The sequence below is a fragment of the Leptotrichia sp. oral taxon 879 str. F0557 genome (genome assembly GCF_000469385.1).
Lineage (GTDB): Bacteria > Fusobacteriota > Fusobacteriia > Fusobacteriales > Leptotrichiaceae > Leptotrichia > Leptotrichia mesophila.
Map to the genome: position 1 here is coordinate 1 of NZ_KI271350.1, position 26,071 is coordinate 26,071.

General features: G+C 30.6%; 23 protein-coding genes. 9 read left to right on the forward strand and 14 right to left on the reverse strand.

The features are described from left to right. Positions 1 to 611 precede the first annotated feature (611 nt). Genes aspS through hisS form a run of 3 tightly spaced genes read right to left on the reverse strand, consistent with a single transcriptional unit; the run spans position 612 to position 4,393 of the window. Entirely contained in the window at positions 612 to 2,393 is a 1,782-nt protein-coding gene (aspS, locus tag HMPREF1552_RS09880; RefSeq protein WP_021745044.1) for an aspartate--tRNA ligase, read from the reverse strand. Positions 2,394 to 2,433: 40 nt separating this feature from the next. Next, positions 2,434 to 3,132 (reverse strand): DUF554 domain-containing protein, encoded by a 699-nt coding sequence (locus tag HMPREF1552_RS09885; protein WP_039901597.1) that lies wholly within the window; start codon positions 3,130 to 3,132, stop codon positions 2,434 to 2,436. 7 nt (positions 3,133 to 3,139) lie between these two features. Next, a complete protein-coding gene (hisS, locus tag HMPREF1552_RS09890; RefSeq protein WP_021745046.1) occupies positions 3,140 to 4,393 on the reverse strand; it encodes a histidine--tRNA ligase in 1,254 nt (417 codons plus the stop codon). 383 nt (positions 4,394 to 4,776) lie between these two features. Between hisS and HMPREF1552_RS09895 the strand changes: the two genes are divergently transcribed. Beyond that, entirely contained in the window at positions 4,777 to 4,959 is a 183-nt protein-coding gene (locus HMPREF1552_RS09895) for a hypothetical protein (protein WP_021745047.1), read from the forward strand. Positions 4,960 to 5,063: 104 nt separating this feature from the next. Here the strand turns inward: HMPREF1552_RS09895 and HMPREF1552_RS09900 are convergent, their stop codons facing one another. Then, complete coding sequence (locus HMPREF1552_RS09900) at positions 5,064 to 5,921, reverse strand: YitT family protein (RefSeq protein ID WP_039901598.1); 858 nt, start codon at positions 5,919 to 5,921, stop codon at positions 5,064 to 5,066. Positions 5,922 to 6,367: 446 nt separating this feature from the next. On the opposite strand from HMPREF1552_RS09900, the gene HMPREF1552_RS09905 reads away from it, so the two are divergent. Continuing rightward, a complete protein-coding gene (locus tag HMPREF1552_RS09905; protein ID WP_039901601.1) occupies positions 6,368 to 6,991 on the forward strand; it encodes an MliC family protein in 624 nt (207 codons plus the stop codon). A 90-nt stretch (positions 6,992 to 7,081) separates the two neighbouring features. Here HMPREF1552_RS09905 and HMPREF1552_RS12615 read toward each other — a convergent pair whose 3' ends face one another. The 4 genes from HMPREF1552_RS12615 to HMPREF1552_RS09920 form a co-directional block, all read right to left on the reverse strand. Then, positions 7,082 to 7,492, reverse strand: a complete 411-nt coding sequence (locus HMPREF1552_RS12615) for a Fic family protein (protein ID WP_196808140.1) — start codon at positions 7,490 to 7,492, stop codon at positions 7,082 to 7,084. Further along, positions 7,429 to 8,106, reverse strand: a complete 678-nt coding sequence (locus HMPREF1552_RS12975) for a Fic family protein (RefSeq protein WP_021745052.1) — start codon at positions 8,104 to 8,106, stop codon at positions 7,429 to 7,431. The genes HMPREF1552_RS12615 and HMPREF1552_RS12975 overlap by 64 nt, the downstream gene beginning before the upstream one ends. Before the next feature lie 20 nt (positions 8,107 to 8,126). Next, on the reverse strand, positions 8,127 to 8,816 hold the full coding sequence (locus HMPREF1552_RS09915) for a YoaK family protein (RefSeq protein ID WP_021745053.1): 690 nt from the start codon (positions 8,814 to 8,816) through the stop codon (positions 8,127 to 8,129). Between the two features lie 84 nt (positions 8,817 to 8,900). Beyond that, the gene (locus HMPREF1552_RS09920; RefSeq protein WP_021745054.1) at positions 8,901 to 9,590 is read right to left on the reverse strand and encodes a response regulator transcription factor; all 690 of its coding nucleotides are present in this window, start codon (positions 9,588 to 9,590) and stop codon (positions 8,901 to 8,903) included. Between the two features lie 171 nt (positions 9,591 to 9,761). On the opposite strand from HMPREF1552_RS09920, the gene ahpC reads away from it, so the two are divergent. Together ahpC and HMPREF1552_RS09930 are read left to right on the forward strand one after the other, a co-directional pair. Beyond that, positions 9,762 to 10,328, forward strand: a complete 567-nt coding sequence (gene ahpC, locus HMPREF1552_RS09925; protein WP_021745055.1) for an alkyl hydroperoxide reductase subunit C — start codon at positions 9,762 to 9,764, stop codon at positions 10,326 to 10,328. 34 nt (positions 10,329 to 10,362) lie between these two features. Next, positions 10,363 to 10,995 (forward strand): thioredoxin family protein, encoded by a 633-nt coding sequence (locus HMPREF1552_RS09930; RefSeq protein WP_021745056.1) that lies wholly within the window; start codon positions 10,363 to 10,365, stop codon positions 10,993 to 10,995. Positions 10,996 to 11,114: 119 nt separating this feature from the next. Here the strand turns inward: HMPREF1552_RS09930 and HMPREF1552_RS09935 are convergent, their stop codons facing one another. From HMPREF1552_RS09935 to HMPREF1552_RS09955, 5 genes are all read right to left on the reverse strand, one after another. Beyond that, a complete protein-coding gene (locus tag HMPREF1552_RS09935) occupies positions 11,115 to 11,792 on the reverse strand; it encodes a suppressor of fused domain protein (RefSeq protein ID WP_021745057.1) in 678 nt (225 codons plus the stop codon). Between the two features lie 41 nt (positions 11,793 to 11,833). Further along, a complete protein-coding gene (locus HMPREF1552_RS09940; RefSeq protein ID WP_021745058.1) occupies positions 11,834 to 12,781 on the reverse strand; it encodes a M23 family metallopeptidase in 948 nt (315 codons plus the stop codon). A gap of 5 nt (positions 12,782 to 12,786) precedes the next feature. Further along, positions 12,787 to 14,028, reverse strand: a complete 1,242-nt coding sequence (gene coaBC, locus HMPREF1552_RS09945; RefSeq protein WP_021745059.1) for a bifunctional phosphopantothenoylcysteine decarboxylase/phosphopantothenate--cysteine ligase CoaBC — start codon at positions 14,026 to 14,028, stop codon at positions 12,787 to 12,789. A 25-nt stretch (positions 14,029 to 14,053) separates the two neighbouring features. Further along, on the reverse strand, positions 14,054 to 15,505 hold the full coding sequence (cysS, locus tag HMPREF1552_RS09950; protein WP_039901599.1) for a cysteine--tRNA ligase: 1,452 nt from the start codon (positions 15,503 to 15,505) through the stop codon (positions 14,054 to 14,056). A 61-nt stretch (positions 15,506 to 15,566) separates the two neighbouring features. Beyond that, on the reverse strand, positions 15,567 to 17,906 hold the full coding sequence (locus HMPREF1552_RS09955; RefSeq protein WP_021745061.1) for an endonuclease MutS2: 2,340 nt from the start codon (positions 17,904 to 17,906) through the stop codon (positions 15,567 to 15,569). Between the two features lie 752 nt (positions 17,907 to 18,658). Between HMPREF1552_RS09955 and ppc the strand changes: the two genes are divergently transcribed. The 5 genes from ppc (at position 18,659) to HMPREF1552_RS09980 (ending at position 24,956) form a co-directional block, all read left to right on the forward strand. Continuing rightward, the gene (gene ppc / locus HMPREF1552_RS09960; RefSeq protein WP_021745062.1) at positions 18,659 to 21,460 is read left to right on the forward strand and encodes a phosphoenolpyruvate carboxylase; all 2,802 of its coding nucleotides are present in this window, start codon (positions 18,659 to 18,661) and stop codon (positions 21,458 to 21,460) included. Between the two features lie 158 nt (positions 21,461 to 21,618). Next, positions 21,619 to 22,194 carry a PepSY domain-containing protein gene (locus HMPREF1552_RS09965; protein WP_039901600.1) on the forward strand — a complete coding sequence of 192 codons (576 nt, stop codon included), beginning with the start codon at positions 21,619 to 21,621 and terminating at the stop codon, positions 22,192 to 22,194. Between the two features lie 78 nt (positions 22,195 to 22,272). Beyond that, complete coding sequence (locus HMPREF1552_RS09970) at positions 22,273 to 22,590, forward strand: PepSY domain-containing protein (protein ID WP_006805921.1); 318 nt, start codon at positions 22,273 to 22,275, stop codon at positions 22,588 to 22,590. 288 nt (positions 22,591 to 22,878) lie between these two features. Beyond that, entirely contained in the window at positions 22,879 to 23,550 is a 672-nt protein-coding gene (locus tag HMPREF1552_RS09975; protein WP_021745064.1) for a response regulator transcription factor, read from the forward strand. Positions 23,551 to 23,603: 53 nt separating this feature from the next. Next, complete coding sequence (locus HMPREF1552_RS09980) at positions 23,604 to 24,956, forward strand: HAMP domain-containing sensor histidine kinase (protein WP_021745065.1); 1,353 nt, start codon at positions 23,604 to 23,606, stop codon at positions 24,954 to 24,956. Between the two features lie 631 nt (positions 24,957 to 25,587). Here the strand turns inward: HMPREF1552_RS09980 and HMPREF1552_RS12360 are convergent. Then, complete coding sequence (locus tag HMPREF1552_RS12360; protein ID WP_021745067.1) at positions 25,588 to 25,737, reverse strand: hypothetical protein; 150 nt, start codon at positions 25,735 to 25,737, stop codon at positions 25,588 to 25,590. Positions 25,738 to 26,071: the final 334 nt, after the last annotated feature.

The window sequence follows — 26,071 nt, forward strand, 5'->3', positions numbered from 1 at the left end:
ATAATGTTTTTACCACAGGACTTAGATTTAATTTCTAGTATAATCTTTTTGAAATAATTTAAATAAAAATAGAAAGAGTTGTAACATTTAATTTTAGTTACAACTTTTTATCTACAAGATTATTCAATTCTGACTCATACTTTTCTCATTTAAGTAGTATTATTTATCTGTATTTTTTATAATTATAGTAAAACCTGCATAAAAACGACCTAAAAATATGATATAATAATATCATGGCATATGAAAAAGATTATAGAAAAAGAATTTTAAATTTTTATTATGACATAGATTGTATAATATATTGCGACAAACTAAAAAAATATAAAAACTCATGATAATTTCGTGTTAAAATGTTAGTAACGACAAAAACATTAACGAAAAGAAATATATCATAAGCCATAAATATTTTAAAAAGAGAGTTAGTATTATATAAAATACAATATTTATTGAATTTTTGTATTATTTATCTAGATTTTTTGTACTATTATTTGTAAAATTACTCATAATGTATCTCGTTGTAATACATAAATTTAAACACAAAATACTTAATAAAAAGAATATTAAATATTTTAATTTCTTCATTTTAATTATCCCAACTCTTTTTAAAATTATTAATTTTCCCTTTCAATTTCTAATAATTTCAATCTCAAATCTTCTGCAAGTATATTTTCTTCAATTTCAGCAGGAGCTCCAGTCATCAAATCCTGTCCTTTATTTGTTTTAGGGAATGGGATTACTTCTTTTATAGAATTTTCTTTTAGCATTGCCATAAGCCATCTGTCGATTCCAAAGGCAAGACCTCCGTGTGGTGGTACACCGTATTTTAGCACTTCCAGAAAGAAGCCAAATTTTTCTTGCTGTTCTTCTTTGCTAAGCCCCAATTTTTCAAATACTTTTTCCTGTAATTCCTCTTCGTGAATTCTGATGCTTCCTCCACCAATTTCATAACCGTTTAGAACCATATCGTAGGAATTTGTCTTTATTTTATCAAGCTCATTTGAATCAAGATATTTTCTGTCTTCCTGCTTTATTGAAGTAAATGGATGATGTTGAGCCTTGTATCTGTTTTCTTCTTCGCTCCATTCAAACATTGGGAAGTCAACTACCCATAGGAATTTGAAAGAATCTTTGTCAATTAATTCCAGCTCTTCTCCAAGTTTTAGTCTTAATGCTCCCAGTCCGTCGTGGACAATTTTGTATTTATCAGCTAAAACTAAAGCGATTTCGTTATTTTTAATTCCTAATTTTTGAGTAATTTCAGCTAATTTTTCTTCTGTAAAAAATTTGGCAATTGGAGAATTAATTTCGCCATCTTCATTAATTTTGATATAAGCTAGCCCTTTTGCTTTGAAATATGTCTTTACAAAGTCTTCTAAATCTTTGATGTATTTTCTTGAAAATTTTTCAGCATTTGGAGCAACAATCGCTTTTACATTTCCCCCATCTTTTATTGCATTTTCAAATACACCGAATCCACAATTTTCTGTTTCTTTGGATAAATCAATCAATTTCATGTCAAATCTTAAATCAGGCTTGTCTGAACCATAAAAATTCATTGCATCATCATAACTCATTCTTTCAAAATTTTCAGTAATTTCAATACCAGTAACATCTTTAAATACTTGTTTTGCAAGTGCTTCTGTCACATTTAAAATATCTTCTTGCTCAATAAACGACATTTCCAAGTCCAATTGAGTAAATTCAGGCTGTCTGTCGGCTCTTAAATCCTCATCTCGAAAACATTTTGCAAGCTGATAATATTTATCAACACCTGATACCATAAGTATTTGCTTAAATAGCTGTGGAGATTGTGGCAAGGCGTAAAAGTCACCTTTGTTTATTCGGCTTGGAACTACAAAATCTCTTGCTCCTTCGGGAGTGGCTTTCGCTAGAATAGGAGTGTCAATATCTAAAAATCCATTTTCGTTCATAAATTTTCTAATTGAAAACAGCATATCGTTTCTTTTTATAATGTTATTTAACATTCTTGGACGTCTTATATCGAGATATCTGTAAGTTAGCCGCATATTTTCATTAAGATTACCTGTTTCATCAATTTCAAACGGTAATTGCTTAGAACGGCTCAAAATCTCAATGTTTTTTGCTTCAACTTCGATATCTCCAGTAGAAATATTTTTATTTTTACTGCTTCTTTCAGCAACTTTTCCAGTAACTTTTATAACCCACTCATTTTTTAATTTTCTAGCTTCTTCAAAAAGCTCTTTTCCTGAAACTTCTTCATTTACCAAAATTTGAGTAATTCCATATCTATCTCGCAAATCAATGAATGTGAAATGTCCCAAATCCCTAACTTTTGAAACCCATCCAGATAAAACAACTTCTTCTCCGATGTTTTCCATTCTTAATTCATTTAATTTATAATTTCTGTACATTTTATTTCCTTTCCTTATATTCAAATTTCTTTTAATTTATTTATATAAAAATCTCTAAAATAATTGGTATAAATAATGCTGGCAACATATTTGCAATTTTTATTTCTTTTTTTAATAATAAATTTACTCCGATTGCCATAACCATTATTCCACCAAGAAAATTTATATCTGAAATTGTTTTTTCATTTAAATATGGTTTTAGATAATTAGCAAAAAGATAGAAAAATCCTTGGTAAATAAAAACTGAAACAGCTGAAAACATAACGCCTATTCCATATAGAGATGTTATAACGATGGAAATTACTCCATCTAAAATTGCTTTTATCTTTAACGTTGTATCGTCACCTGTAAGTCCGCTGTTTATTGCTCCTACAATTGCCATTGCTCCTGTACAAAATAAAATTGTAGCAGTTGAAAAGCCTTTTGCAAAACTTTTTTCAGTATCATTAGTTTCTGGATTTTTGATAGCAAAATTAAGTTTTTTTTCCAAAAATAATCCTAAATTTTTTAATTTTAAATCAATATCTATGATTTGTCCAATTATCGAACCGATAATCAGATAAATTAAAACAATAATATCTCGATTTGAATTTATCGTGCTTTTCAAACCAGCAACTATTATAAATAGTCCGACACACTCCATTATAAGATCTTTCATTTCATTTTTAAATTTATGGCCTATGAAAAATCCTATCAAACTACCCAAAATAATAGCTAAAAAATTTATTAAATTTCCCATAACCCCCCTATTTTTCAAGACTCTTTATTTCAAAATGTTTCAAAACTTGCTCAAAACTGTATTTTTCCTGCTCTCCGGTACTAAATTTCTTCATTGTAACTACATTTTCTTTTTGTTCATCTTCTCCTAAAATCAATACATAGTCTGCATTTTCACGGTTTGCCTTTTTCATTTGGGCTCCAAAACTTTTTGGATTGTAGTCAAAATTAACTTTTATTCCATTTTTTCGCAATTCTTCGACTATTTTTACAAAATATTCTTTTGTTTCGTCAAAATAAATAACGTAAATCTTGCTTTCTTCTTTTGCAATCAAATTTTCATCCATAAGCATTGCAATTCTTTCCATTCCAGCGGCAAAACCTATTCCTGGCACTTTTGCATTTCCAAGTATTTCAAGAAGTCTGTCGTAACGCCCCCCAGCCAGCACAGTTGCCTGTGAGCCTAATTTGTCAGATTTTATTTCAAAGACTGTATCTGAGTAATAGTCAAGTCCACGCACCAGCTTGTCATTCACTACATAATTAATATTCATTAATTCAAGATATTTTTTTGTATCTTCAAAATAATTTTTACTTTCTTCGTCAAGATAGTCGTATAATTTTGGGGCTTTGATAAATTGTTCTTGGTCACCTTTATCCTTTGAATCCAATGCTCTTAAAGGGTTAGTTTTATATCTTCGTTTTGAGTCGTCACTAAGTTTATCCAGTCTTTTTTCCATAAATGCTTTTAAATCATCAATGTATTTTTTTCTTGAATCAATGTTTCCAAGACTGTTTATTTCCACAACTAAACCATTAATTCCAAGTTTTTCAAGAAATTCACATCCCATTCGGATAATTTCAGCATCAAGGTAAGCAGAACGGACTCCGAACATTTCGATACCCATTTGATGAAATTCCCTAAATCTTCCTTTTTGTGGGGCTTCATAACGATACATTGGACCGTTGTAGAACCATTTTACAATTGGGGAAGACTTGTGAAAACCTGCTTCCAAATAGGCACGTACAACTCCAGCAGTACCTTCTGGACGCATTGTAACATTTCGGTTGCCTTTGTCTGTAAATTCGTACATTTCCTTTGAAACAACATCTGTTTCATCTCCAACACCACGTCTAAAAAGCTCAGTTTCTTCCAGAATAGGCGTTATAATTCGTTCAAATCCATATTTTTCAAATACACTTTTTGCTGTGTCAACAATTAAGTCATATTTTTTTACATCGTCAGAATATCTATCTTTCATTCCCTTTAAAACACTAATCATTCTAAATTTATCCTTTCATTACATGCAATTTTAGCAATTAAAAATTTATCTTCTCATATTATATCAAAAAATGTAAGTTATTATCAACATTTATTTTGAATTTATCTTCAAGTAGTCAAATAAGAAGGTTTTACGTTAAATAGGAGTCGTGCGAGAACTGTCGCCATTAGTGTTAAATCATAATTCAGTATAAGTGTTATTGAAAAATAAAAGGTATAGCATCCAACACTTCTGTGTTAAAAGAACTGATATTAAATTAAAATAAGAAAAAATATTTATTGATCAAAAAGTTTAGAAGTATAAAAGAAAAAATTGATTGTTATTAATTCTAAAAGTACACTTTAACAAACAGGAAATAAAAATTTAAAAGGGAGTTGTTGAAAATGGAAATAAGAATAGTAAAAATAATACTTATGATAGTCTTGGGAATGAGTGCTATTAGTTGTAATTTTTTGATTGTAATGAGTGGAAAGAAGTACATCGGAGAAGTGTTAAACATGGTAGAACAAGTTATGAAAGAGCAAATGGAAGTATTTATTGTAAGGATATCAAATAGTGCAAATTAAAAAGAGTTATTAAAAAAGTAAATAGATGTTAGAGAAAACCGTTTTGTAATAAATTATTATTGTAATTGGCTTTCTCTTTTTTGTGGAATGTAAAAATTTAAAAATTAATGTAATTGATCAAAACCTTCTCCAAAAACTTTTGTTGTGTCAGTTACTGTTACAAAAGAAGTTGGATCGTGGGTTTTTAGGAATTTTCTTAACAGAATAAACTGTCTTCTTTCGATAATTGTGAGTAAAATGTCCTTTTCAGATCCAGAATAGCCTCCAACGGCTTTAAGTACAGTACAACCTCTGTCAAAATCCTTTAAAATGTAATTTAAAACGATGTCTTTGTTTGAAGTGATAATCATAATCTGCTTACGTGAATTAAATCCTTCAATAAACTTATCAATGATAAATCCTGTTACGTAGACACTTAAAAGTCCCACAAGTCCTAGTTCAATTCCAAAGGCAAAAATCGCTAAAAGAGTAACAACTGCGTCTACGATGAAGCTAGACATTCCGTAACTGATATGGCAATATTTTGTAAGGATTCTCGCAATAATTGAAGTACCGCCAGTAGAAGCTTCATAAAAATAAATAATTGTTATTCCTAAAGCACATAATGCGCTTCCAAAAATTGTTGCTAAAATTAAGTCGTGAGTAAGAGCATAGTTTGGGTAAAATTTTTCAAAATATGAAAGAAAAACAGATAAAATTACTGTAGCATAAATGCTTTTTATACCAAATTGACCACTAATTACAATAAATGCAAGTGTAAATAGGATAAAATTGCTAACTGCAACAAATAATCCAGTTGAAATGTGAAAAATACTTTTGACAACCAATGCCAGCCCTGTTACTCCACCACTTGCTATTTTATTCTGGAAAAAGAAAAAATGTAATCCGAATGCCAGAATAAAAGTTCCAAGTCCAATTAAAAAATACTCTTTAATCAATGTAAAAATTGTATTTGTTTTCATAAAAATGTCCTTCATCAAAAATTTACGTTAATTCAGGATAACGCATGCTCCATTTTTGAATTATACATGATATTTCTTTTTTTTTCCTTTAATTTTTTGGCTAATTTTTAAAAAAATTTTACTAATTAATATAATATATATTATTTTTGTTATAAACAAAGGATTTGTTGACAATAAAAAATAAAAATTCATATTTTTTAAGTTAATTTATAATTAAAAATATAGGAAAATTTTTTTCATTAAATAATTGAAAATTTAAAAAAAGTATGATATACTCATATTGAAATTTGAGAAGGGATTCAAAGATTTCAAAAATGTAATTGTTATAGCCAGATTACTTTAAAATGGATACAGTTTGGGCTATTCTCAAACAGAATTTATATGTTTCATTTTTAGGAGTTTGAGCATATAATAAAAAATAAATTGGAGAAAAGAGAGTGAGTGTTATGAAATCGACAAAAAAAATGATTTTAACAGCTTTAGTTGGAGTTTTAGCTCTTAGTTCTATTGGTTTTTCAGCAGTGAGAGCAAAATCTTCAAAAAAAGCATCAAATGTAACAAGAAAATTTAGCTGCAGTAGCAGAGATGTAACAGTACAAAATCTTTCTACAGACAGAGTAAGATTGACAGATGGAAACGGAAAAGTTTACAATCTGAAATTAACAAGATCTGGTAGTGGAGAAGAATACACAGGTGGAGGAGTTTCTATTCACATAAAAGGAAACGATGCAGTCTTCACAAAAAATGGAAGCGATGAAAGCTGCTCTATGACAGCAAGTGACAACTCAGGAAGCTACAACCAAAGTTCTAGCAGCAATTTGCTAAGAAAATACAGCTGCGATGGTTATCAAGACATAACAGTTGAAAATGTTTCAACAGATAAAGTAAAAGTAGCTGATGGTTATGGAGGAATCCATACTTTAAGTTCAGCAGCATCTGGTAGTGGAGAAAGATATTCAAATGGAAACATCTCAATTCACATGAAAGGTAACGATGCTATCTATACTGAAAATGGAAAAGATAAAAGCTGCAGTCTTCAAAGCTCTGGACATGGTTCAATTAACGAATAAAACCTGAAAAATTGGAATTTACAATTAAAAACTAAATTTTAAAAAGCTGTTTATATAATTTTATGAATTATATTAAACGGCTTCTTTTATTTAACTTTTTTTCAATTTCCTGTATTTCTGATTTTTACTATTAGGTTTGTCGGGAATTGTCCTTTCAATCAATTTTGCCTCTAAGGCAGGATTTAAATAATTTTTTCTGAAAGTAGGTTTATGTACTAAATTTAATCTTTCCATAATTTCTGTTGCTGATAAAACATTATCTCCAAGGACACTAAGTAATTTTTCAACTGGATTTTTATCCTGGTCACTATCTTGTACGGTTACTTGGTCGTTATCTTGGTCGGTTATTCTTTCAGAAGTTTTAATTTCTTTTAAACTATCGTTTATAATTTTAAGCATGAACTCTACAAATATTGTACTCTCACCTTCTTTATCAGCTATTGCAAGAGTATCATAATATTCTTTCTGTTCTTTTTTATCAATTCCTCTATTGGAAGCCAAAAAAATATTTTTTTCCATTTTTCAAGCAGTAAAGTATGCCACATTCTTCCAATACGACCATTTCCATCTGAAAATGGATGGATAAATTCAAATTCATAATGAAAAACAGCACTTTTAATCAATGGATGTACAAAAGAAGTCTTGTACCATGAAATTAAACTGCTTATATGCTTAGGCACTAAATCTGCTGGCGGAGCAATATGTACAACTTTTCTTCCAGCAAAAATACCAACCCCTTGAGAACGAAATTTACCGTTTTCCTTAACCAGCCCATTCATCATCAATCTGTGAGCATCCAATAAATCCTTTACTGAAAATGGATTTAACTTAGTTAATAATTCATACGCTTCATAGGCATTCTTTACTTCTTTTATTTCATTAGGATTTCCTAAAACTCTTTTTCCATCCAATATGGCTGTAACTTGTTCCAGCGAGAGAGAATTATGTTCAATAGCAAGCGAAGAATGTATTGTTTTTATTCTGTTTTCTCTCCTTAAATGTGGATTTGAAATTTTTTCCTGAAAAATAGACATTCTTCCTATTTCTTCACTTATTTCACCTATTAATACTGTCATTTTTTCAGTTATTTGAAAAGGTGGCTTGTAATTATTCAATTTTAAATACCTCCTATCTCCTAAATAGTTTCCTTAAACATTATAATAAACACCGCAACCAGTAAAATACAGCAAGCAAGCAACGCTCCTATACCGTATATTTTTACTAAAACTACACAAAGCATTGCTCCGACAAAGAAAAATCCATCTAATCCCAAATATATCCAGAAATTCTGTAAATACGATTTGTTTTCTGTATTTATATATTTAAATAAATTCTCCATTCCACTTCGTAAATTCCCAGTACACATTGTTGTCGCTCCTGCCAGTCCTCTAATTTTTCTAAATCCTTGATATTGAATTGCGGCAATAAACGACATAATCATATTTACAACAATATTCCAATTTCCGCTTGGAATGAATGAAATAAAAAACATTATTATAACTTGGTAAAATATAACAATTTGCTGCCATCTAAAAATTCTATGTTTTTCAAATTTCACTCTAATAAATTCAGTAAATAATATTCCAAATGTGAAAACAAGAATCGGCATAAAATAATTAAAGGCTTTTCCAAAATCTCCCCTTTGTAAATTTATAGCAAGATAAACAACATTTCCTGTCTGTGCATTAGCAAGGACTTTTCCCCGCGTTACAAAAGTGTATGCGTCCATAAATCCCCCAACCATGCACAGCATCATTCCTAATCTAAATGTCTCTGGCGGATACTCCTCTCCGTTAAAAAAAATTTTTTTTATTCTTTTACCCATTTTAAAAAACTTCACTCCTTTTTTATTTTTTCAAACTTCGTATTTTTTATCCAATGATTTAATTTTTAATATTCATTAACAAAGTTACTTTTCTAAAATATCAAATTTATAGCCAACTCCCCAAATTGTCTTGATATTCCATTTCTCATGCTTATAATTGTCAAGTTTTGCACGAAGCCTTTTTATATGCGTATCGACAGTACGGCTTTCTCCAAAATAATCAAATCCCCATATCAAGTCCAGCAAATTTTCTCTTGTAAAAACTTTATTCTGATTTGTTGCCAAAGTCCATAAAATCTCTATTTCTTTCTTAGTCAACGAAATTATTTCATCATTTATCTTTACCGTAAAATTATTCAAATCAATCTCAAGATTATCAAATGTGAAAATTTTTGCACTTTCATCATTTTTAGGTGTTATTCTACGTAAAATTGCATTTATTCTTGCAATTATTTCTCCTGGCGAGAAAGGCTTTACTATATAATCATCTGCTCCTATTTCCAGTCCCATTATTTTCTCATAATCTTCCCCACGTGCTGTAATCATTATAATCGGAACATTTGAAAAAGTACGCACCTCTCTGCATACATCAAAACCATCCTTTTTAGGCATCATTACATCCAAAAGTACTATATCAAACTCATTTTCTTCAATTTCCTTTAACGCTACTTCCCCATCAAATACAGTACTTACAGTAAAATTATTTTTTTTACAGTATTCTGACAGTATCGAAACAATTTGTTTATTATCGTCTGCAATTAATACTTTATACATATTTATCCTCTCTTTTTATTTTTATTCTTATAAAATTTTATCATAATTTCTTTGAAATACAAATATTAAATTTTATTTGACAAAATAATTTTTTATGGTATAATGTAATCAAGAAATATTTGTAATGATTTCAAATTAAAAACAATAATATTATTAAATTAGGAGGAAATTATGTCTTTAATAGGAAAAAAAATTGAAAATTTTACAGCTCAAGCTTATCAAAACGAAGAATTTAAAGAAGTAAACTTTGAAAAGGATATGTTAGGAAAATGGAATATTTTCGTATTTTATCCAGCTGATTTTACATTTGTGTGTCCAACTGAATTAGAAGATTTAGAAGACCATAGAGAAGAATTGGAAAAATTAGGATTTAATGTTTATTCAGTAAGTACTGATACTCACTTTACTCACAAAGCATGGCACGATCACTCAGAAGCAATCGGAAAAGTTAAATATGCAATGATTGGAGATCCTACAAAAGCTATTTCAAGAGAATTTGAAGTATTAAACGAAGAAAGCGGACTTGCATTCAGAGGAACATTCATCGTAAATCCTGAAGGAAAAATTGTTGCTTACGAAGTAAATGATGAAGGAATCGGAAGAGACGCATCAGAATTAGTAAGAAGGGCAAAAGCTGCAAAATTCGTAGCCGATAACCCAGGATTAGTTTGTCCAGCAAAATGGAAAGAAGGAGAAGCTACTTTAAAACCAGGATTAGATTTAGTAGGTAAAATTTAATAATTTTAAACTTAATAAATTAGAAGGAGGTAAAATGGCTTTATTAGATAGTAATATTGTAGAACAGTTAAAAGGTTATTTTGATAAAATTAATGGAAACATTGAATTAGTCTCATTTTTGAATAATAGCGAAAAATCAGCTGAATTAGACAGCTTCTTACAAGAAGTTGATTCAATTTCTGGAAAAGTGAACTATGTAAAAAAATCATTTGACAATGATAAGGCTGACTTAGAAAAAGCAAACCTTACTCGTCCAACATCTTTTACAATTTTAAAAGATGGGGAAAATACTGGGATTAATTTTTCAGGTATTCCTGGAGGACATGAATTTAACAGCTTTATTCTAGCAGTTTTGGGACTTGCAGGACTTGGAAAAAAACTGGAAGGAGAGCAGCTTTCAAAAGTTGAATCAGTTAATAAGCCTGTAAATATCGAAACATTTATTTCATTATCTTGTACACATTGTCCAGATGTAGTTCAAGCCTTAAACTTAATTTCATCAAATAACAAAAACATTACAACAACAATGGTAGATAGTGCAGTATTTTTTGAAGAAGCAAAAGAAAAAGATATTCAGGCGGTACCAGTTGTATTTATAAATGGAGAGCAAAAATCAGTTGGTGCAAAAACTATTGAAGAATTAATAAATCTTGTTGTTAATGCTTAGTAACCAAAATTATAAATAGAGAGAGAATTGATTTATCTGAAAAGATGAGAGAAAAATAAAACTTGTGAATAAGGAAAAGAGAATATTTAGGGATTTACCCTTTATACTCTCTTTTTTATTTAAAATACTGATTTTCTATTATAGTTTGTTACATCGCTGTTTAATTTTTCATATAATTCTTTAACAGTTGTCTCTTTATTTTGAATTGCTTTCAGTTCATTATCAGTTACTCCGATAAATTGTATAAATTCCACTTTTCCATTAACTGTATCAATTATTCCAGCTTTTTCATCAGAAATAGTAATAAACCCTGTAATATTTGACTTTTTATTTACATCCATTCCTTCCGTCTGCCCAGTGTATAAATATTCATACGGTCTAAATATTTCTCCACTAGAAAACGTCGCTCTTGCAATTGTTTGTAAAATTCCACAAATTCCCTTTAATTCAGCTTCCTCATCAATATAATTATCTTTTTTTAATTTTAATGTAAACTCCATTCCATAACCGCTGTATTCTGTATTTTCACTTACTTTTTCATGCAGTTCAGACAATCCATAAGTAACAAAGTGCCAATAATCCCCTCCATCATAAATACTAATACCATCCAAAGGATCATTTCCACCAAATCTCCATTTTATCATTGCCGCATAATGTAATGGATTTTTCTGATCTGGATAAAGCTTATTAAAAGTTTCTGTAATAGCATCCCAGCCATCTGTATTTATTTCTTCAGAAACTGCTTCAGCATCATTTTCTTTTTCATTCTCTTTCTTAAATAAATCAAATAATCCCATAAAAATTTCCTCCTAAGTGTCATCATTGCTAATTAAAAAAATTATTTTTTCCTAATTTTTCTACTTTTTAAATTATTAATTTTATTTAAATTTTCTTTCACTTTGCTTCCATCTGGATTCATTTTTTTATCTAAAAATATACTTTTATCTCTAAATCCAGTATCATAGCCTTTTGTTTCAAACCATTCTGTTTTAGCTGCTTCAGTCTGGACATTTATCTCTTGTTTTGTCATTTTGTCTCCATTTTTTATTTTAAAGTACATTTCTGGATCAACTCTGTTTATAAGTCCTTTTCCTCTCATTTCAAAGGCTATCTCAAAATGTAGATGAGGAGCATGTGTTCCACTTGCATTTCCAGTTGTACCTGATTTAGCTATTACTTGCCCAGCCTTTACTGTATCTCCGATTTTTACATTCACTTCACTTAAATGGCAATATCTAATATATTTTACTTGCATTGTATTAGGATCATAATTTGGGCTGTATGCCCATTCTCTTGCACTTTCTTTAGGTTTGTAATTTTTTCTTTTTATTTTTTCAAGTTCCTTTGGATCGACTTCCAAGTAGAAATTTAATCCATATCCAGTTTTATCCACATACATATCCACAATTTTACCATCCAGCACAGCATAAACATCTGACCCTGGCAATGCAAAAATATCAATTCCTTGATGTCCTCTCGCTCCGTTACTTCGAGTAAGTCCAAATTTAGCCCAGTCAGGATAAACTTCGCCACGAAAATTATAATAGGTAACTTGCGGATTTTTTACTGGATTAACCCTAAAAATTTTGTCATCTTCCTCTTCATTCACAATATTTTTCCCAGAACTAATGTTTTTTCTGCTAAACATCATTCCGAAAAAAATAATTCCTAAAATTAATAAAGCTATTATTCCCCAAATTATCCCTTTTTTCTTGCTAGATTTTGAATTTCTCACTTCATGCTTTTCTTCAATTTTATTGTCTAAATTCTTATTTTCATTATCCATAACAGTTAATTTGCTAAATTTGTATAGCCTCTCCTTCTTTTATTTATTTTTTCCAACTCACAAACAACTTCGCTCAAAATATCATAAGCCAGCTCCACCTTACTTTTCTGACTAATTTCCACCGAAGTCCTATCTTTTCTAATAATCTCAATCACATTTTCATCGCTGCCCATTACAGACGCATTATTTGCCACTATAATATCCAAATTTTTCTTTTCCAGTTTTTTCAGAGCATTTTCCTTTATATTGTTAGTTTCTGCTGCAAATCCAACTAATAGCTGTTTTTCTTTCTTCTTGCTCATCTCTAGCAAAATATCAGGATTTCTAACTAATTCTATAACCAAATCTGAATCAGATTTTTTTATTTTTTCCTTTTTGTATTCCTTTGGTCTGTAATCAGCAACTGCAGCACAAGCTATGAAAATATCAGTATCTTTAAAATATTCATCCACTTTTTCATACATTTCAAGTGCTGATTCCACAGAAATAAAATTTTTAAGCCCATTTGGAATTTTCAAGTCCGTAGGCCCGCTAATTAAAATTACTTCTGCTCCCAGATCAACAGCCGCCTGAGCAAGTGAATATCCCATTTTCCCGCTTGAATTATTTGACAAATATCTGACAGGATCAATATTTTCCTTTGTTCGCCCACTCGTTATAAGAATTTTTTTGCCTTTTAGCACAGTCTCAAAATTTTCTATTTTTGAAAAAATACTGTATCTTTCTATTTCTTCGACAATATCCTCTGGCTCGCTCATTCTACCCTTCGCACTATAATTGCAGGCAAGCAAGCCTTCTTCTGCATCAATAAACCTATACCCAAAAGATGAGAGCTTATTAATATTTTCTTTTAAAATCGGATTTTCATACATATTCACATTCATTGCCAAAGCAAAAAATACTGGCTTTCTTACCGAAACAGCAGAAAGGATTGTCGTAAGTATATCGTCTGCAATCCCGTTTGCCACCTTTCCAATTATATTATAAGTCGCAGGTGCAATCAAAACTATATCTGCCCAATCCGCAAGTGAAATATGCTCCACTTCATAACGCGGATTGCTGTCCCACATATCCACATAAATCCTATTTCTTGATAAAGTTTCAAGAGTCAAAGGTCCAATGATTTTTGTAGCATTTTCAGTCATCACAACTTTTACATTATATCCTTTCTTTTTCAAAAGCGATACAATCCTAGCCGATTTATATGCCGCAATTCCCCCTGTAACTCCTACTAAAATATTTTTCATTTTTTCCCTCTTTTTAAATCAAAAATTACAATAAATTATAATCTGTACTTCCATCCTTATTATCCTTAATTTCTACCCCAAGTGCCTTCAATTCATCCCTAATTTCATCAGATAACTTGAAATTTTTCTCACTTCTTGCTTCACTTCGTAATTTTATCAGTAACTCAATTAATTTTTTTGTTAATTCCATATTTTCTCCATCTTCTTCCTTCACAGCATTTTCTACTTCAATCGCTATTCCAAACACATTTTCTAATTTTGCCTTCAAAGAATCATAAGATTTTTTAATTTCATAATAAATTGTGGAAAACTCACTTTCAATTGTGGAAATAAGTTTATTTGTTTCCCTAATCTGATCAAAAATAGTCGCTAGTGCCTGCGGTGTGTTCATATCCTCGTCCATCGCTTCTTCAAATTTTTTATCAAATTCATCAATTTTTTGAGAAAATTCTGAATTTTTAACATTTTCTATTTTTTCATTTTTATATTTTTCAACAATATTCTCAAATTTATTCATTGATTTTATAATATTTTGCAACGCTTTTTTCGTATCCTCTATATTCTCAAATGAAAAGTTAATTGGCTTTCTGTAATGCGTACTTAGAATAAAAAGTCTTACTACATTTCCAGAAAATTTTTCAAGTATTTCACGAAGCAAAAAGAAATTTCCTAGCGATTTTGACATCTTGTCGCCATTTATCTGAATAAATCCGTTGTGAAGCCAATAATTTGCAAAATTTCCGTGATAAGCACACTTACTTTGGGCAATCTCATTTTCGTGATGCGGAAAAACTAAATCTTGTCCGCCACCGTGAATATCAAATGTATCTCCAAGATATTTTTTTGCCATCGCACTACATTCTATATGCCATCCAGGACGTCCTTGTCCCCAAGGCGATTGCCAAAACGGCTCTCCATCCTTCTTTTTTTTCCAAAGTGCAAAGTCTACTGGATTTTTCTTAATTTCCGACACATCAATCCTAGCCCCAAGTTCCAGCTCCTCAATTTTCTGATTTGATAATTTTCCATAATCCTTATATTTTTTTACCTCAAAATAAACATCCCCATCTTTCTCGTAAGCAAACCCATTATCAATTAATTTTTGAATAATCTTAATAATTTCCGCCATATTTTCAGTAACTTTAGGTCTTTTCACACTTTCAAGAATATTCAGCTTGCTAATATCCTCAAAAAAATATTTTATATATTTTTCCGAAACCTCACTCGCAGAAGTCCATTCTTCCATAGACTTATTTATAATCTTATCATCCACATCCGTAAAATTCTGCACAAACTCAACTTCCATCCCCTTATGCTCAAAATACCGTGCCAACGTATCAAAAACTACAATTGGACGTGCATTCCCCAAATGTATGTAATTATAGACAGTAGGCCCACAAACATACATTTTTACCTTATTTTCTTCTATTGTCTTAAATTCTTCAATTTTATTTGTCATTGTGTTGTAAAGTTTCATTTTTTATTCTCCCTGCTCTTGAAAACTTTTAATTTATAAAAATCTCTCTTAACATAAATTCCTACTTCAAAGTAACCACCGTACACCCAATTCCACCTTCATTCTGATTAGCATCCTTAAACTCAGTCACATATTTTGAAGTTCTCAAGTATTCGTGGATTTTTTTTCTTAGTACCATTGTTCCTTTTCCGTGAATTATGTAGATTTCGTGGTAGCCTGTGAGCATTGCTCTGTCCATGTATGTTTCAAGTTCAGCGATTGCTTCATCGGCATTCATTCCACGTAAGTCGATTTCTCCTCGTACTTGGGAAGTTCGTTTTAATGAGGCGAAGTTTTTGAATTTGTTTGTTTTTTTCTTTTGAATTTTTACAATGTCGTCAGTTGATACAACTAGCTTTAATATTCCAGTTTGTACTTGAATACGGCTATTTGGCATTATTTTCAAAATTTTTCCATTTTGGTTCATTGTTTTTACAAGCACTTCTTCCCCAACGGCAAAATCTACATTTTGAGTAACGACTTTCTTTTCCTTTACATTTTTCTTTTTATCCGTAATAAATGATTCACGTAGCATATTCAGGCTTCTTTGAGCATTTTTCGCATCTTCTTTTTTAGATTCCTCGCTGTTAATTTTGTCAATGAGGTTTTTAGCTTTTGCCTGCATGTTTTTCAAGTAATTGTCAGCTTCTTCGTAGGCACGTTTTATAATCTCATTTTTTTCATTTTCAAGTTTTATCATATTTTGCTCATAAATGCTCTTTTGCTTGTCAAGTTCAGTTCTTGTTGCTTCTAATTGTGCCTGCATTGTTTCCAGCTCATCATTTTTTTCCTTTATTGATTTCAGCATTTCTTCGACACGCTGATTATCTTCACTTATGTAGCTTTTAGCATTTTCAATCACTTCTTCGCTAATTCCATATTTCCTTGCAATTATAAGGGCGTTACTTTCCCCTGGTATTCCTTCCAGCAGTCTGTACGTTGGAGATAACGTTTCTACGTTAAATTCCATTGACGCACTTTTAATTCCTGTTGTGTTAAAGGCGTATGCTTTTACTTCGCTGTAATGGGTTGTGATTATTGAAGTTACGTGTTTTTTATTCAAGTAATCAATGATTGCCATTGCAAAAGCAGCCCCTTCCATCGGGTCAGTTCCACTTCCTAATTCGTCCATTAATACAAGCGATTTACTGTTTGCATTTTCAATTATATCTTTTATTTTGCTCACATGCCCTGAAAATGAGGATAAGTTTTGCTCCAGACTTTGTTCGTCCCCAATATCAGCCAGTACATTGTGAAAATACCCAATTTCAGTTTTTTCATTTGCAGGAATTGGAATACCAGATAATGCCATAATTGTAAGAAGTCCAGCCACTTTCAATGTTACTGTCTTCCCTCCAGTATTAGGCCCTGTAATAAGCATTATATTTTCAGGATTCCCAAGTTCAAAATTAATCGGCACAACCGCATTTTCATCAATCAATGGATGTCTTGCTTCAACCAGTTTCAAATATTCCTTATTAATAATTTTCGGAACAATACATTTCTTATTAACAGAATAAGTTGTTTTCGCATCAATGAAGTCCAGTCTTTCCAAAATTTCTTTAATCTCCAGAATTTCTTCCTTTTTCGTTTTTACAAGTTCTGTAATTCTAAGCAGTATTTTTCTAATTTCCTCACGCTCACGAGCCTCATATTCACGCAATTTATTATTTAATGAAACAATATTTAAAGGCTCGATGTAAACTGTGCTTCCTGTTGCAGACCTATCGTGTTCTATTCCTTTAATAAGCCCTTTAAAATCTGTCTTTACAGCAATTACATATCTGTCGTTTCTTTGAGTTATTATTCTTTCCTGAATAGCATTTTGCGTACTTTTATTGGAAATCAGCTCGTCAAATTTCTCTTTTATATTTGCATTAATATTCTGTTTCTGCCTTCTCACATCACGAAGTCCAATCGAAGCCTCATCCTTCAATACTCCTTCATCATTAATTGCTTCTGAAATAAAGTTCTCAATATCCTTAACTTCCTCAACATCGCTAAACAGATTCCAAATCGTTCTATATTTATCCCTAACATTCTTAGCCCTGCTCTTAGAAATCCTAAAAATCGTCAAATTTTTCTTCAAAACCGCCAAATCCTCAGCACTCAAATAAGATCCAATAATATCAATGGAATTCATCATCTTAGTAATATCCGCAAGCCCTGCAAGTTCCAATCCATCATCATACTTATAAAAGTCAATCATCTCCATCATAAGCATAAGTTCCTTATCCAAAGCTGACTTTTCCTTTATAATATCAATATCCAGAAACTTTTCTTTCGTCTTTTCTAATCTTGATAAATCAATAAGTTCGTTAATTATTTTATAAAATTCTAATACATCATAATTTTTTTCCATTTTCTTCCTCTCAACATTCTTTCTAATTTCAAATATCTGTCTAATTTTAAGATTATTTTTATTAATAAATATTTTCTATTTTACTCATTTTTTATTTTAACGCAAGGGCATCAGACGCCATGCCCTTGCATCCCCACTTCCCAAATTTCAATTTTACAGAAAAAGACAAAACTCGCTTTTAATAAAAGTTATTTTCACTCCATAAAGTTATTATCAATTCAAATGTAGTAGAAAAGCTCAAACAAGTTGTCTTTTACTGAAAAATTAAAATCTTGGAAATTTATAACAATTTTTTTAATTTTTCCACATTTATTTTAATCAAATTAATTATTATAATTAAACTAAAAACGTCGTGATTTTTTTGAAATGAAATTGACTGTCTGAGCTTTTTCAAAATTTTTAGATTATAATTGGTTTAAGGAATTATAATAACCTTTGTTAAAAAGCGAGTTTCAATTTCGTAGTAATCCAGGCTTATTCAAATAATAAATGTTTAGACTACTTTCCCAAATAAAATTTGGGAATATTTCAAAAAAATACTTAGACAATCCGGGGATGCAAGGCGGATGACGATTGTTCCCCCTTGCTTTGTCTTATTTTGTTAAAATTATATCACATTTTGTAATAATTTGAAATCGCTATTTAATCTAAGGCTTTTTTATGGTATAATTTAACAGATGAAATATTTAAAAAAAATTGGAGAATAAATGATAAATATATAAATGTTAAAAAAGAAAGAGAGTGTGAAATAAATGAATTTAAAAAATTTACCGATAACTCCTTTACCGTCAGTAAAACTTGATAAGCATCAGGAGGATTTGCTCATTCATAACGAGCTTTTTGCAACTCTTCTAGGTGAAACGATTTTTAGATATGCGGGTTTACATATTTATGAGGTTACTGAAAAATTGAAAGAAGCTTCTAGTAAATATTATAAAACACAAAAACAGGAGGCTAGAAAAAATTTATCGTCTTTTTGTTCGGAACTTACTGATGCGGAAATTTTACGTGTGATAAGAGGTTTTTCGATTTTTTCGGCACTTGCGAATATTGCTGAAGATGTGTATCAGACTCATGAACAGCGATATGCAAAGATTTCCAACAAGCCGCAGATCGGATCTCTTGAAAAATCACTAAAAAATTTAAAGAAAAAGGGAATCAGTCAAGATAAAATATTGAAGGCTATGGAAAAGGTCTCAATTGTTCCGGTCTTAACAGCACATCCAACACAAGTTCAAAGAAAAAGTATTTTGGATTTGACAAAAAAATTAACTGATATTCTGGATAAATATGAAAATGTGAAATCTCATCAAATTGATGAAAATGAATGGCTTAATGATTTAAGCCGTGGTATTCAAATTTGGTGGCAAACTGCAATGTTGAGAGCTAGCAAATTACGTGTAACAGATGAAATAAGTAATGCTCTAAGTTATTACAACATTACATTTTTTAATGAAATTCCAAGACTTATGAATAAATTTCAGGAAATTTCAAAAACATTAGGAAATTCTGAAGTAAAATCCCAAGCTCTGCTTCCACTTACTATGGGAATGTGGATTGGTGGAGATAGAGACGGAAATCCTTATGTTACAGTAAATACACTGGAGCAGTCGGCGCAAGAGCAGGCTATAAAATTATTCCAGCATTATCTGGATGTAGTTCGAGAAATTTATAGAGATTTATCAATGTCTATTTCAATGACAAATGTAACTGAAGAACTGCAAAAACTGGCTGATGCTTCTGGAGAAGTTTCGCCACATCGTACACACGAGCCATATCGCCGTGCATTGACAACAATAACAGATAGACTGCTTGCAACAGCCTACAAATTGTGTGATTACAACCGTGACTTATTACCGCCAAAAAGAAAAAATGGAATTGATCTTCCTTACAAGTCAGCTAATGAATTTACAAACGACTTGGTGATTGTGGCAGAATCACTTAAAAAGAATAATAGTGAATTTTTAACGCAAGGAAAATTAAATAATCTAATCAGTGCTACGAAAATATTTGGATTTCACCTTGCAACAATTGACTTAAGACAAGATTCCAGCGTTCACGAAATATGTGTTGCCGAACTTCTGAAAAGTGCAAATATTCTAGGAGATTACTTGAGTCTGTCAGAAGACGCAAGATGTGAGATTTTACTGCGAGAACTGGAACATGACCCTAGAATTTTAAGTGATCCGACAATTCCACAAAGCGAAACACTAGCCTCAGAACTTGCAATTTACAGAAAGGCAAAATCTTTGAGAGAACGTTTTGGAAGTAAAATTATTGAAAAAAATCTGATTTCTCATGCAACAAGTGTTTCAGATATGCTAGAGATAGCTATTTTACTAAAAGAAGCTAATCTTGCAAAAGGAAATGAAGGGAATGAATTTTGTGATTTGCAGATTGTTCCGCTTTTTGAAACAGTGGAAGATTTAATTGCGGCTCCTGATATTTTGAGAAAATGGTTTAATTTGCCGTTAGTGAAAAAATGGATGGATAAAAAAGGTCGAAAACAGGAAGTTATGCTAGGATATTCAGATAGTAACAAAGATGGTGGATATCTAAGTTCAAGCTGGTCTTTATACAAGGCACAAAAAGAGCTGACTGCAATCGGGCGGGAATTTGATGTGGAAATTTCATTCTTCCATGGACGTGGAGGAACAGTAGGACGTGGTGGCGGTCCAAGTTATGAAGCCATTTTAGCACAGCCTGAAGGAAGTACAGACGGAACAATCAGACTTACAGAACAGGGAGAAGTAATCGGTGCAAAATACGGAAATCCTGATTTAGGATTAAAAAATCTGGAAGCATTGGTTTCGGCCGCTCTTGAATCAAGTGCGTTGACAGAGGAAGATGCAGACTGGGAAGAATATGAAAAAATAATAGAAAATGTCTCAGAATTAAGTTACTACGCTTACCGTGACTTAGTTTACAATACTGACGGGTTTTCAGACTTTTTCTTTGAAGTTACGCCAATAAACTTTATTGCAGGGTTAAATATTGGCTCAAGACCGTCTTCACGTAAAAAAACACAATCACTAGACAGCCTAAGAGCAATCCCATGGGTATTCTCTTGGTCGCAAGCAAGAATAATGCTTCCAGGATGGTACGGTGTTGGAACAGCGTTTACAAAGTGGATTGACAATGATGATAAAAAATTGGAAATTTTGCAGAAAATGTATAAGGAATGGCCATTCTTCCGTTCAACAATTTCAAATGTTGACATGGTTCTATCAAAAACAGATTTATCAATTTTCGCAGAATATGTAAAACTGGCAAGTGATCAGGAAACAGCACAAAAAATCTTTAAGGAAATAGAAAAAGAGTGGATTTTAACAATTGATATCTTGAAAAAAATTACAGGAAATGATGTTTTACTGGCAGATAATCCAGAGTTAGTAAGCAGTCTAAGAAATCGTCTGCCATATTTTGACTCGATGAATTATTTACAGATTGAATTAATAAAACGTTCAAGAGCTGGAGACGATTCAGAAGAACTGAGAAAAGCCATTCACATTTCAATAAATGGACTTGCAACAGGGCTTCGTAACAGCGGATAATACAAATAAAAGGAATATTTCTAATTAAAATTAGGACTGTTCCTTTTTTTTGTAAAAATTTTTTTCCATTCATTTTATATTCATAAAACTATTTTATAATGTATTCAAGATAAGATAGAAAACTAAAAAAATAAATGAATATTAAAGGAGAAAGAAAGATGAAAAAGAAAATTTTAAGTATTACATTATTAGGAATCCTGGTATTAGGAGTATCAGTAGCTGTAAATGCAAAGATTAGAAATAAATACAACAGAAATGTTTCTTCAAATAACTACATTGGAGTAAACAGAGCAATGAACATTGCATTGAAAAAAGTGCCAGGAGCAAGCAATTCTCACGTGAAAAAAATCAATTTAGACAGAGAAAATGGAAGAATGGTTTATGAAGGGGAAATTTATTATAACGGACAGGAATATGAATTTGATATTGATGCTGTAACTGGTGATATTGTAAAATGGAAAGTAGATGAAATTTCAAATAATTCTGGCTACATTAATAACAATGTGAACAATTCGCAAACTATAACAATGGAAAAAGCAAAATCAATTGCACTTGCACAAGTGCCAGGAGCGAATCAAAGCCATTTTGGAAAAATAGAATTAGATCATGATTATGGAAGAGCAGTTTATGAAATTGAAATTTTTTACAATAATTCAAAATACGAATTTGATATAGACGCTTCAACAGGAGAAATTATTGGAACTGAAGTAAAGCATTATAATAAAAATTATTAAAATACAATACAAATAAAAAATCTTGCAAAAATTTTTAAATCAAAAAATAAAATTAAATGAAAAAGAAGGAGAAAAATTATGAAAAAGAAAATTTTAAGTATCGCATTATTAGGAATCATGGTATTAGGAGTATCAGTGACTGCAAACGCAAAAAGCAAACATAAATATAACAGAAACGTTTCTTCAAACAGTTACATTGGAGTAAACAGGGCAATGAACATTGCATTGAAAAAAGTGCCAGGAGCAAACAGTTCTCACGTAAAAGAAATCCATTTGGATAGAGAAAATGGAAGAATGGTCTATGAAGGAGAAATCTACCACAATGGATGGGAATACGAATTTGATATTGACGCAGTAACTGGAGCCATTGTAAAATGGAAAGCAGAAAGAGATTAATAAAATAAATTAAAAAATATTCTTGCAGAGGGTTGATTGAAAATTTACTGTTTTCAGTTTGCTCTCTTTTTATTTTTTGGAATTTGTGATATATTATAGTAAAATTGCTATAGTTTTTATAGTAAAACTGCTTTAAAACCAAACTCAAAAGTTATGACTATTTTACTCAAACCCTAAATTTTATATAATTTTTAGTAGTTTAATTTTAAGTAGGTTTGAGTATAAATTAGAATAATAGAAACTTAAGATTTTAGCATTTGCTAAAAATAATACAGGAGAGAATTAAATATGAAAATTTTGCTGGCAGAAGATGAAGTAGATTTGAATAATGTTGTAACAAGGTATCTAAAAAAAAATGGATATAGTGTAGATAGCGTGCTAGATGGGGAAGAAGCGCTAGATTATCTGGAATATAGTGAATACGATTTAGTAATTCTGGATATTATGATGCCAAAAGTAGATGGATTTGAAGTTATAAAAAAACTTAGGGATAAAGGAAATCATACTTCTGTTCTTATGCTTACTGCAAGAGATAGTGCAGATGATAAAGTAAAAGGACTTGACTTGGGGGCTGATGACTATATTGTAAAACCATTTGACTTTAATGAGCTTATGGCAAGAATTAGGGCAGTTGTGAGGAGAAAGTATGGAAATAGTTCAAATAGGCTTGTAATAGGAGATTTGATTTTGGATACTTCAGAAAAATCAGTAACAAGAGCTGGAAAGCAGATAGAATTAACAGGAAAAGAATACGAAGTTCTGGAATACCTTATGCAAAGCAAAAATCGGATTTTAAGCAGAGAGCAGATTAAGGAGCATGTGTGGGACTTTGATTATGAAGGAGATTCCAATATAATTGACGTTTTGATAAAAAATATTAGGAAAAAAATAGACATAGAAGATGGAAAACAGATAATTTATACAAAAAGAGGACTTGGATATGTTATAAAGGAGGATTAGTTCAAATAAATTAATTATTAGGAATTTTTTGAAAAGAAAGGAATAATTGAGTTTTGAAAAATAAATTAAATAAAATTTGGGGGGATTTTCCGATTACTGTAAAGGTAACTCTTTGGTATACTGTTTTTGTAGTAATCTTAATTTCGATTATGCTAACAGTATCATTTACCGTTGCAAATAAGATGACAGGAGACTTGAACCATCGAGAATTGATGGAGGCTGTGATTGAAATGACTGTTGAAATGATTTCAGATCCTAATGAGTTTGATGAATTTGATGACGGGATTTACTTTGTTAAGTACAATAGCGAAGGAATAGAAATGGGCGGAATGTCGCCACGAGGATTTGATTTGACATTAAAATATAAAGAAAACACTGTCAGAACTTATGAAAAGAATGGAGAAAAATATTATTATTTCGATAAAAAAATAGACAATTCTAGAGGAGAATGGGTTAGAGGGATTGTTCCAGTAAATCAGCTATCTGATGAAGTAAGCAAACTGCTTATTATAATTTTAATTTTAAGTCCACTATTATTGCTAATAATAGTTTATGGCGGATACAGAATTGTAAAAAAAGCTCTAAATCCTGTAGCCAAAATATCAGATACAGCTTCAGAAATTCAAAAAAACGGTGATTTTTCCAAAAGAATCAAAATTGATGAAGGAAAAGATGAAATACACAGGATGGCAGATACCTTTAATGAAATGCTAAATTCGCTTGAAAATTCCTATACACGTGAAAAACAGTTTAGTTCAGATGTTTCGCACGAACTTCGGACACCTGTGAGCGTTATACTTACAGAAAGCCAGTATTCGCTGGAATATGCAGACACTGTGGAAGAAGCAAAGGATTCCTTTTCTGTGATTCAGCGTCAGGCAAAAAGAATGTCAGAACTGATAAATCAAATAATGGAACTTTCTAAAATAGAAAAGCAGGCTGTTATTGAATTGCAAAAAATAAATTTTTCAGAAACAATGGAAAAAATATTAGAAGATTATAAAAATCTTTTAAGCGAGAAAAATATAAAAGTTTCAAAAAATATTGAACAAAATATATTTATAAACGCAGATAAAGTAATGATTGAAAGACTGCTTGACAATTTACTTAATAATGCAATGAAATTTACAAAGGATGAAATAAGTGTAAAGCTGTATTCAGAAAATGAAAACTGCATTATGGAGATTGAAGATAATGGAATTGGAATACCTGATGAAGATAAAAAACTTATTTGGGATAGATTTTACCAAGTAAATGACTCACGAAACAAAAAAGTGAATAAAGGTTTTGGATTAGGACTTTCATTAGTTGCAAAAATTATTGAGCAGCATAATGCAAGTATTGATGTTGAAAGTGAATTGAACAAAGGAACAAAATTTGTTGCTAAATTTATTAATTTTGAATGACTATAAATAATATTTTATAAAATATCAAAGAGTCTAATACCTCTTTTACAACAATTATGAAATAATACGTACAATGAATTATTCAATACAGTTGAATCAAGGCCATTTTTCAAAAGAATGGCTTACTCTACAGCTATAAGCCATTGAGTCTCTTATTCAACCTAAAGACGATACTTGACCTTTGTTTAAGCTAGTGCTATATTTCACTCATTGCTACCTCTTAAAGAAATTATCCGTATTACTCACTACCTTTAAAAGTGTCTTCATATTTTCCTTTACACTTAACTTGTCCATTGCTGTACCATGTTTCCCCGTTCTACTGTATATTTTTTTATTGTTGCGCTATTCAAGCCTACTGTACTCATGTATAGTGAAACCTATTTAAAACTGGGCTATTTTATCAAACACAATAGAAATAACTGCTTTCTCAAGCATATTAAAATTATGAGCTATGCCTTCTTGAGGCCGCTGGCTCATACTTTTTCTATTGGATTTAAATTCAGTGAATATAACGGAAAGAATAATGGCAATGCCCCGTTTTCTTAAATTACCTTTTCTAATATTCTTTTTCTATGAAATCTGGCATTATCCATCACTATTAGCACTCTTTTCTTTCATTTTTTAATATCCCTTAAAAATATTTCTCTGAACCATTCTTCAAAAAATTTGCTTTCCACTTTTTCTCCTGTCTATCATACTCCCTATTAATTTCCAGCAACCTTATTCTTGAATATCTTAATCCGTTTTTCTTTGATAGATACTCTTCTTTTATTCCAGCCATATTCACGGCAGTAATATTCGTTAAAGTCGTTTCATCAATATAGCTTATTTCTCTACTTAAATCTGCTTCTGATAACTTTCTCCTTTACACAGCAAAAATCCTTTACTATTTCACGGATATATTATCTTTATTTTTTAGATTTTTCATATATTGATCGAGTTTTTCAGGATTAAGCATTTTAAATTTTCTTTTCCATTTTCGAAACAAAAATTTAAAATTATTTTTTGATATATAGAAATAGTTTAAAATATACGTTTATTGTGGTTATAAATAAAATATAGCGATATAAAAGTAAATAGACATAAATCAAACTGAATTCAATTTCAAAGAAAAA

Bases quoted from the DNA above. Each gene is read 5' to 3' on its own strand.
- coaBC (WP_021745059.1), bottom strand. From the start codon at position 14,028: ATGAAAAATATTTTAGTAGGAGTTACAGGGGGAATTGCGGCATATAAA.
- HMPREF1552_RS09900 (WP_039901598.1), bottom strand. From the start codon at position 5,921: ATGAAAACAAATACAATTTTTACATTGATTAAAGAGTATTTTTTAATT.
- HMPREF1552_RS09965 (WP_039901600.1), top strand. From the start codon at position 21,619: ATGAAAAAGAAAATTTTAAGTATTACATTATTAGGAATCCTGGTATTA.
- HMPREF1552_RS09895 (WP_021745047.1), top strand. From the start codon at position 4,777: ATGGAAATAAGAATAGTAAAAATAATACTTATGATAGTCTTGGGAATG.
- HMPREF1552_RS09930 (WP_021745056.1), top strand. From the start codon at position 10,363: ATGGCTTTATTAGATAGTAATATTGTAGAACAGTTAAAAGGTTATTTT.
- HMPREF1552_RS09920 (WP_021745054.1), bottom strand. From the start codon at position 9,590: ATGTATAAAGTATTAATTGCAGACGATAATAAACAAATTGTTTCGATA.
- HMPREF1552_RS09915 (WP_021745053.1), bottom strand. From the start codon at position 8,816: ATGGGTAAAAGAATAAAAAAAATTTTTTTTAACGGAGAGGAGTATCCG.
- aspS (WP_021745044.1), bottom strand. From the start codon at position 2,393: ATGTACAGAAATTATAAATTAAATGAATTAAGAATGGAAAACATCGGA.
- HMPREF1552_RS09935 (WP_021745057.1), bottom strand. From the start codon at position 11,792: ATGGGATTATTTGATTTATTTAAGAAAGAGAATGAAAAAGAAAATGAT.
- HMPREF1552_RS12360 (WP_021745067.1), bottom strand. From the start codon at position 25,737: ATGGCTGGAATAAAAGAAGAGTATCTATCAAAGAAAAACGGATTAAGA.
- ahpC (WP_021745055.1), top strand. From the start codon at position 9,762: ATGTCTTTAATAGGAAAAAAAATTGAAAATTTTACAGCTCAAGCTTAT.
- HMPREF1552_RS09905 (WP_039901601.1), top strand. From the start codon at position 6,368: ATGAAATCGACAAAAAAAATGATTTTAACAGCTTTAGTTGGAGTTTTA.
- cysS (WP_039901599.1), bottom strand. From the start codon at position 15,505: ATGAAACTTTACAACACAATGACAAATAAAATTGAAGAATTTAAGACA.
- ppc (WP_021745062.1), top strand. From the start codon at position 18,659: ATGAATTTAAAAAATTTACCGATAACTCCTTTACCGTCAGTAAAACTT.
- HMPREF1552_RS09970 (WP_006805921.1), top strand. From the start codon at position 22,273: ATGAAAAAGAAAATTTTAAGTATCGCATTATTAGGAATCATGGTATTA.
- HMPREF1552_RS09940 (WP_021745058.1), bottom strand. From the start codon at position 12,781: ATGGATAATGAAAATAAGAATTTAGACAATAAAATTGAAGAAAAGCAT.
- HMPREF1552_RS09885 (WP_039901597.1), bottom strand. From the start codon at position 3,132: ATGGGAAATTTAATAAATTTTTTAGCTATTATTTTGGGTAGTTTGATA.
- hisS (WP_021745046.1), bottom strand. From the start codon at position 4,393: ATGATTAGTGTTTTAAAGGGAATGAAAGATAGATATTCTGACGATGTA.
- HMPREF1552_RS09975 (WP_021745064.1), top strand. From the start codon at position 22,879: ATGAAAATTTTGCTGGCAGAAGATGAAGTAGATTTGAATAATGTTGTA.
- HMPREF1552_RS09955 (WP_021745061.1), bottom strand. From the start codon at position 17,906: ATGGAAAAAAATTATGATGTATTAGAATTTTATAAAATAATTAACGAA.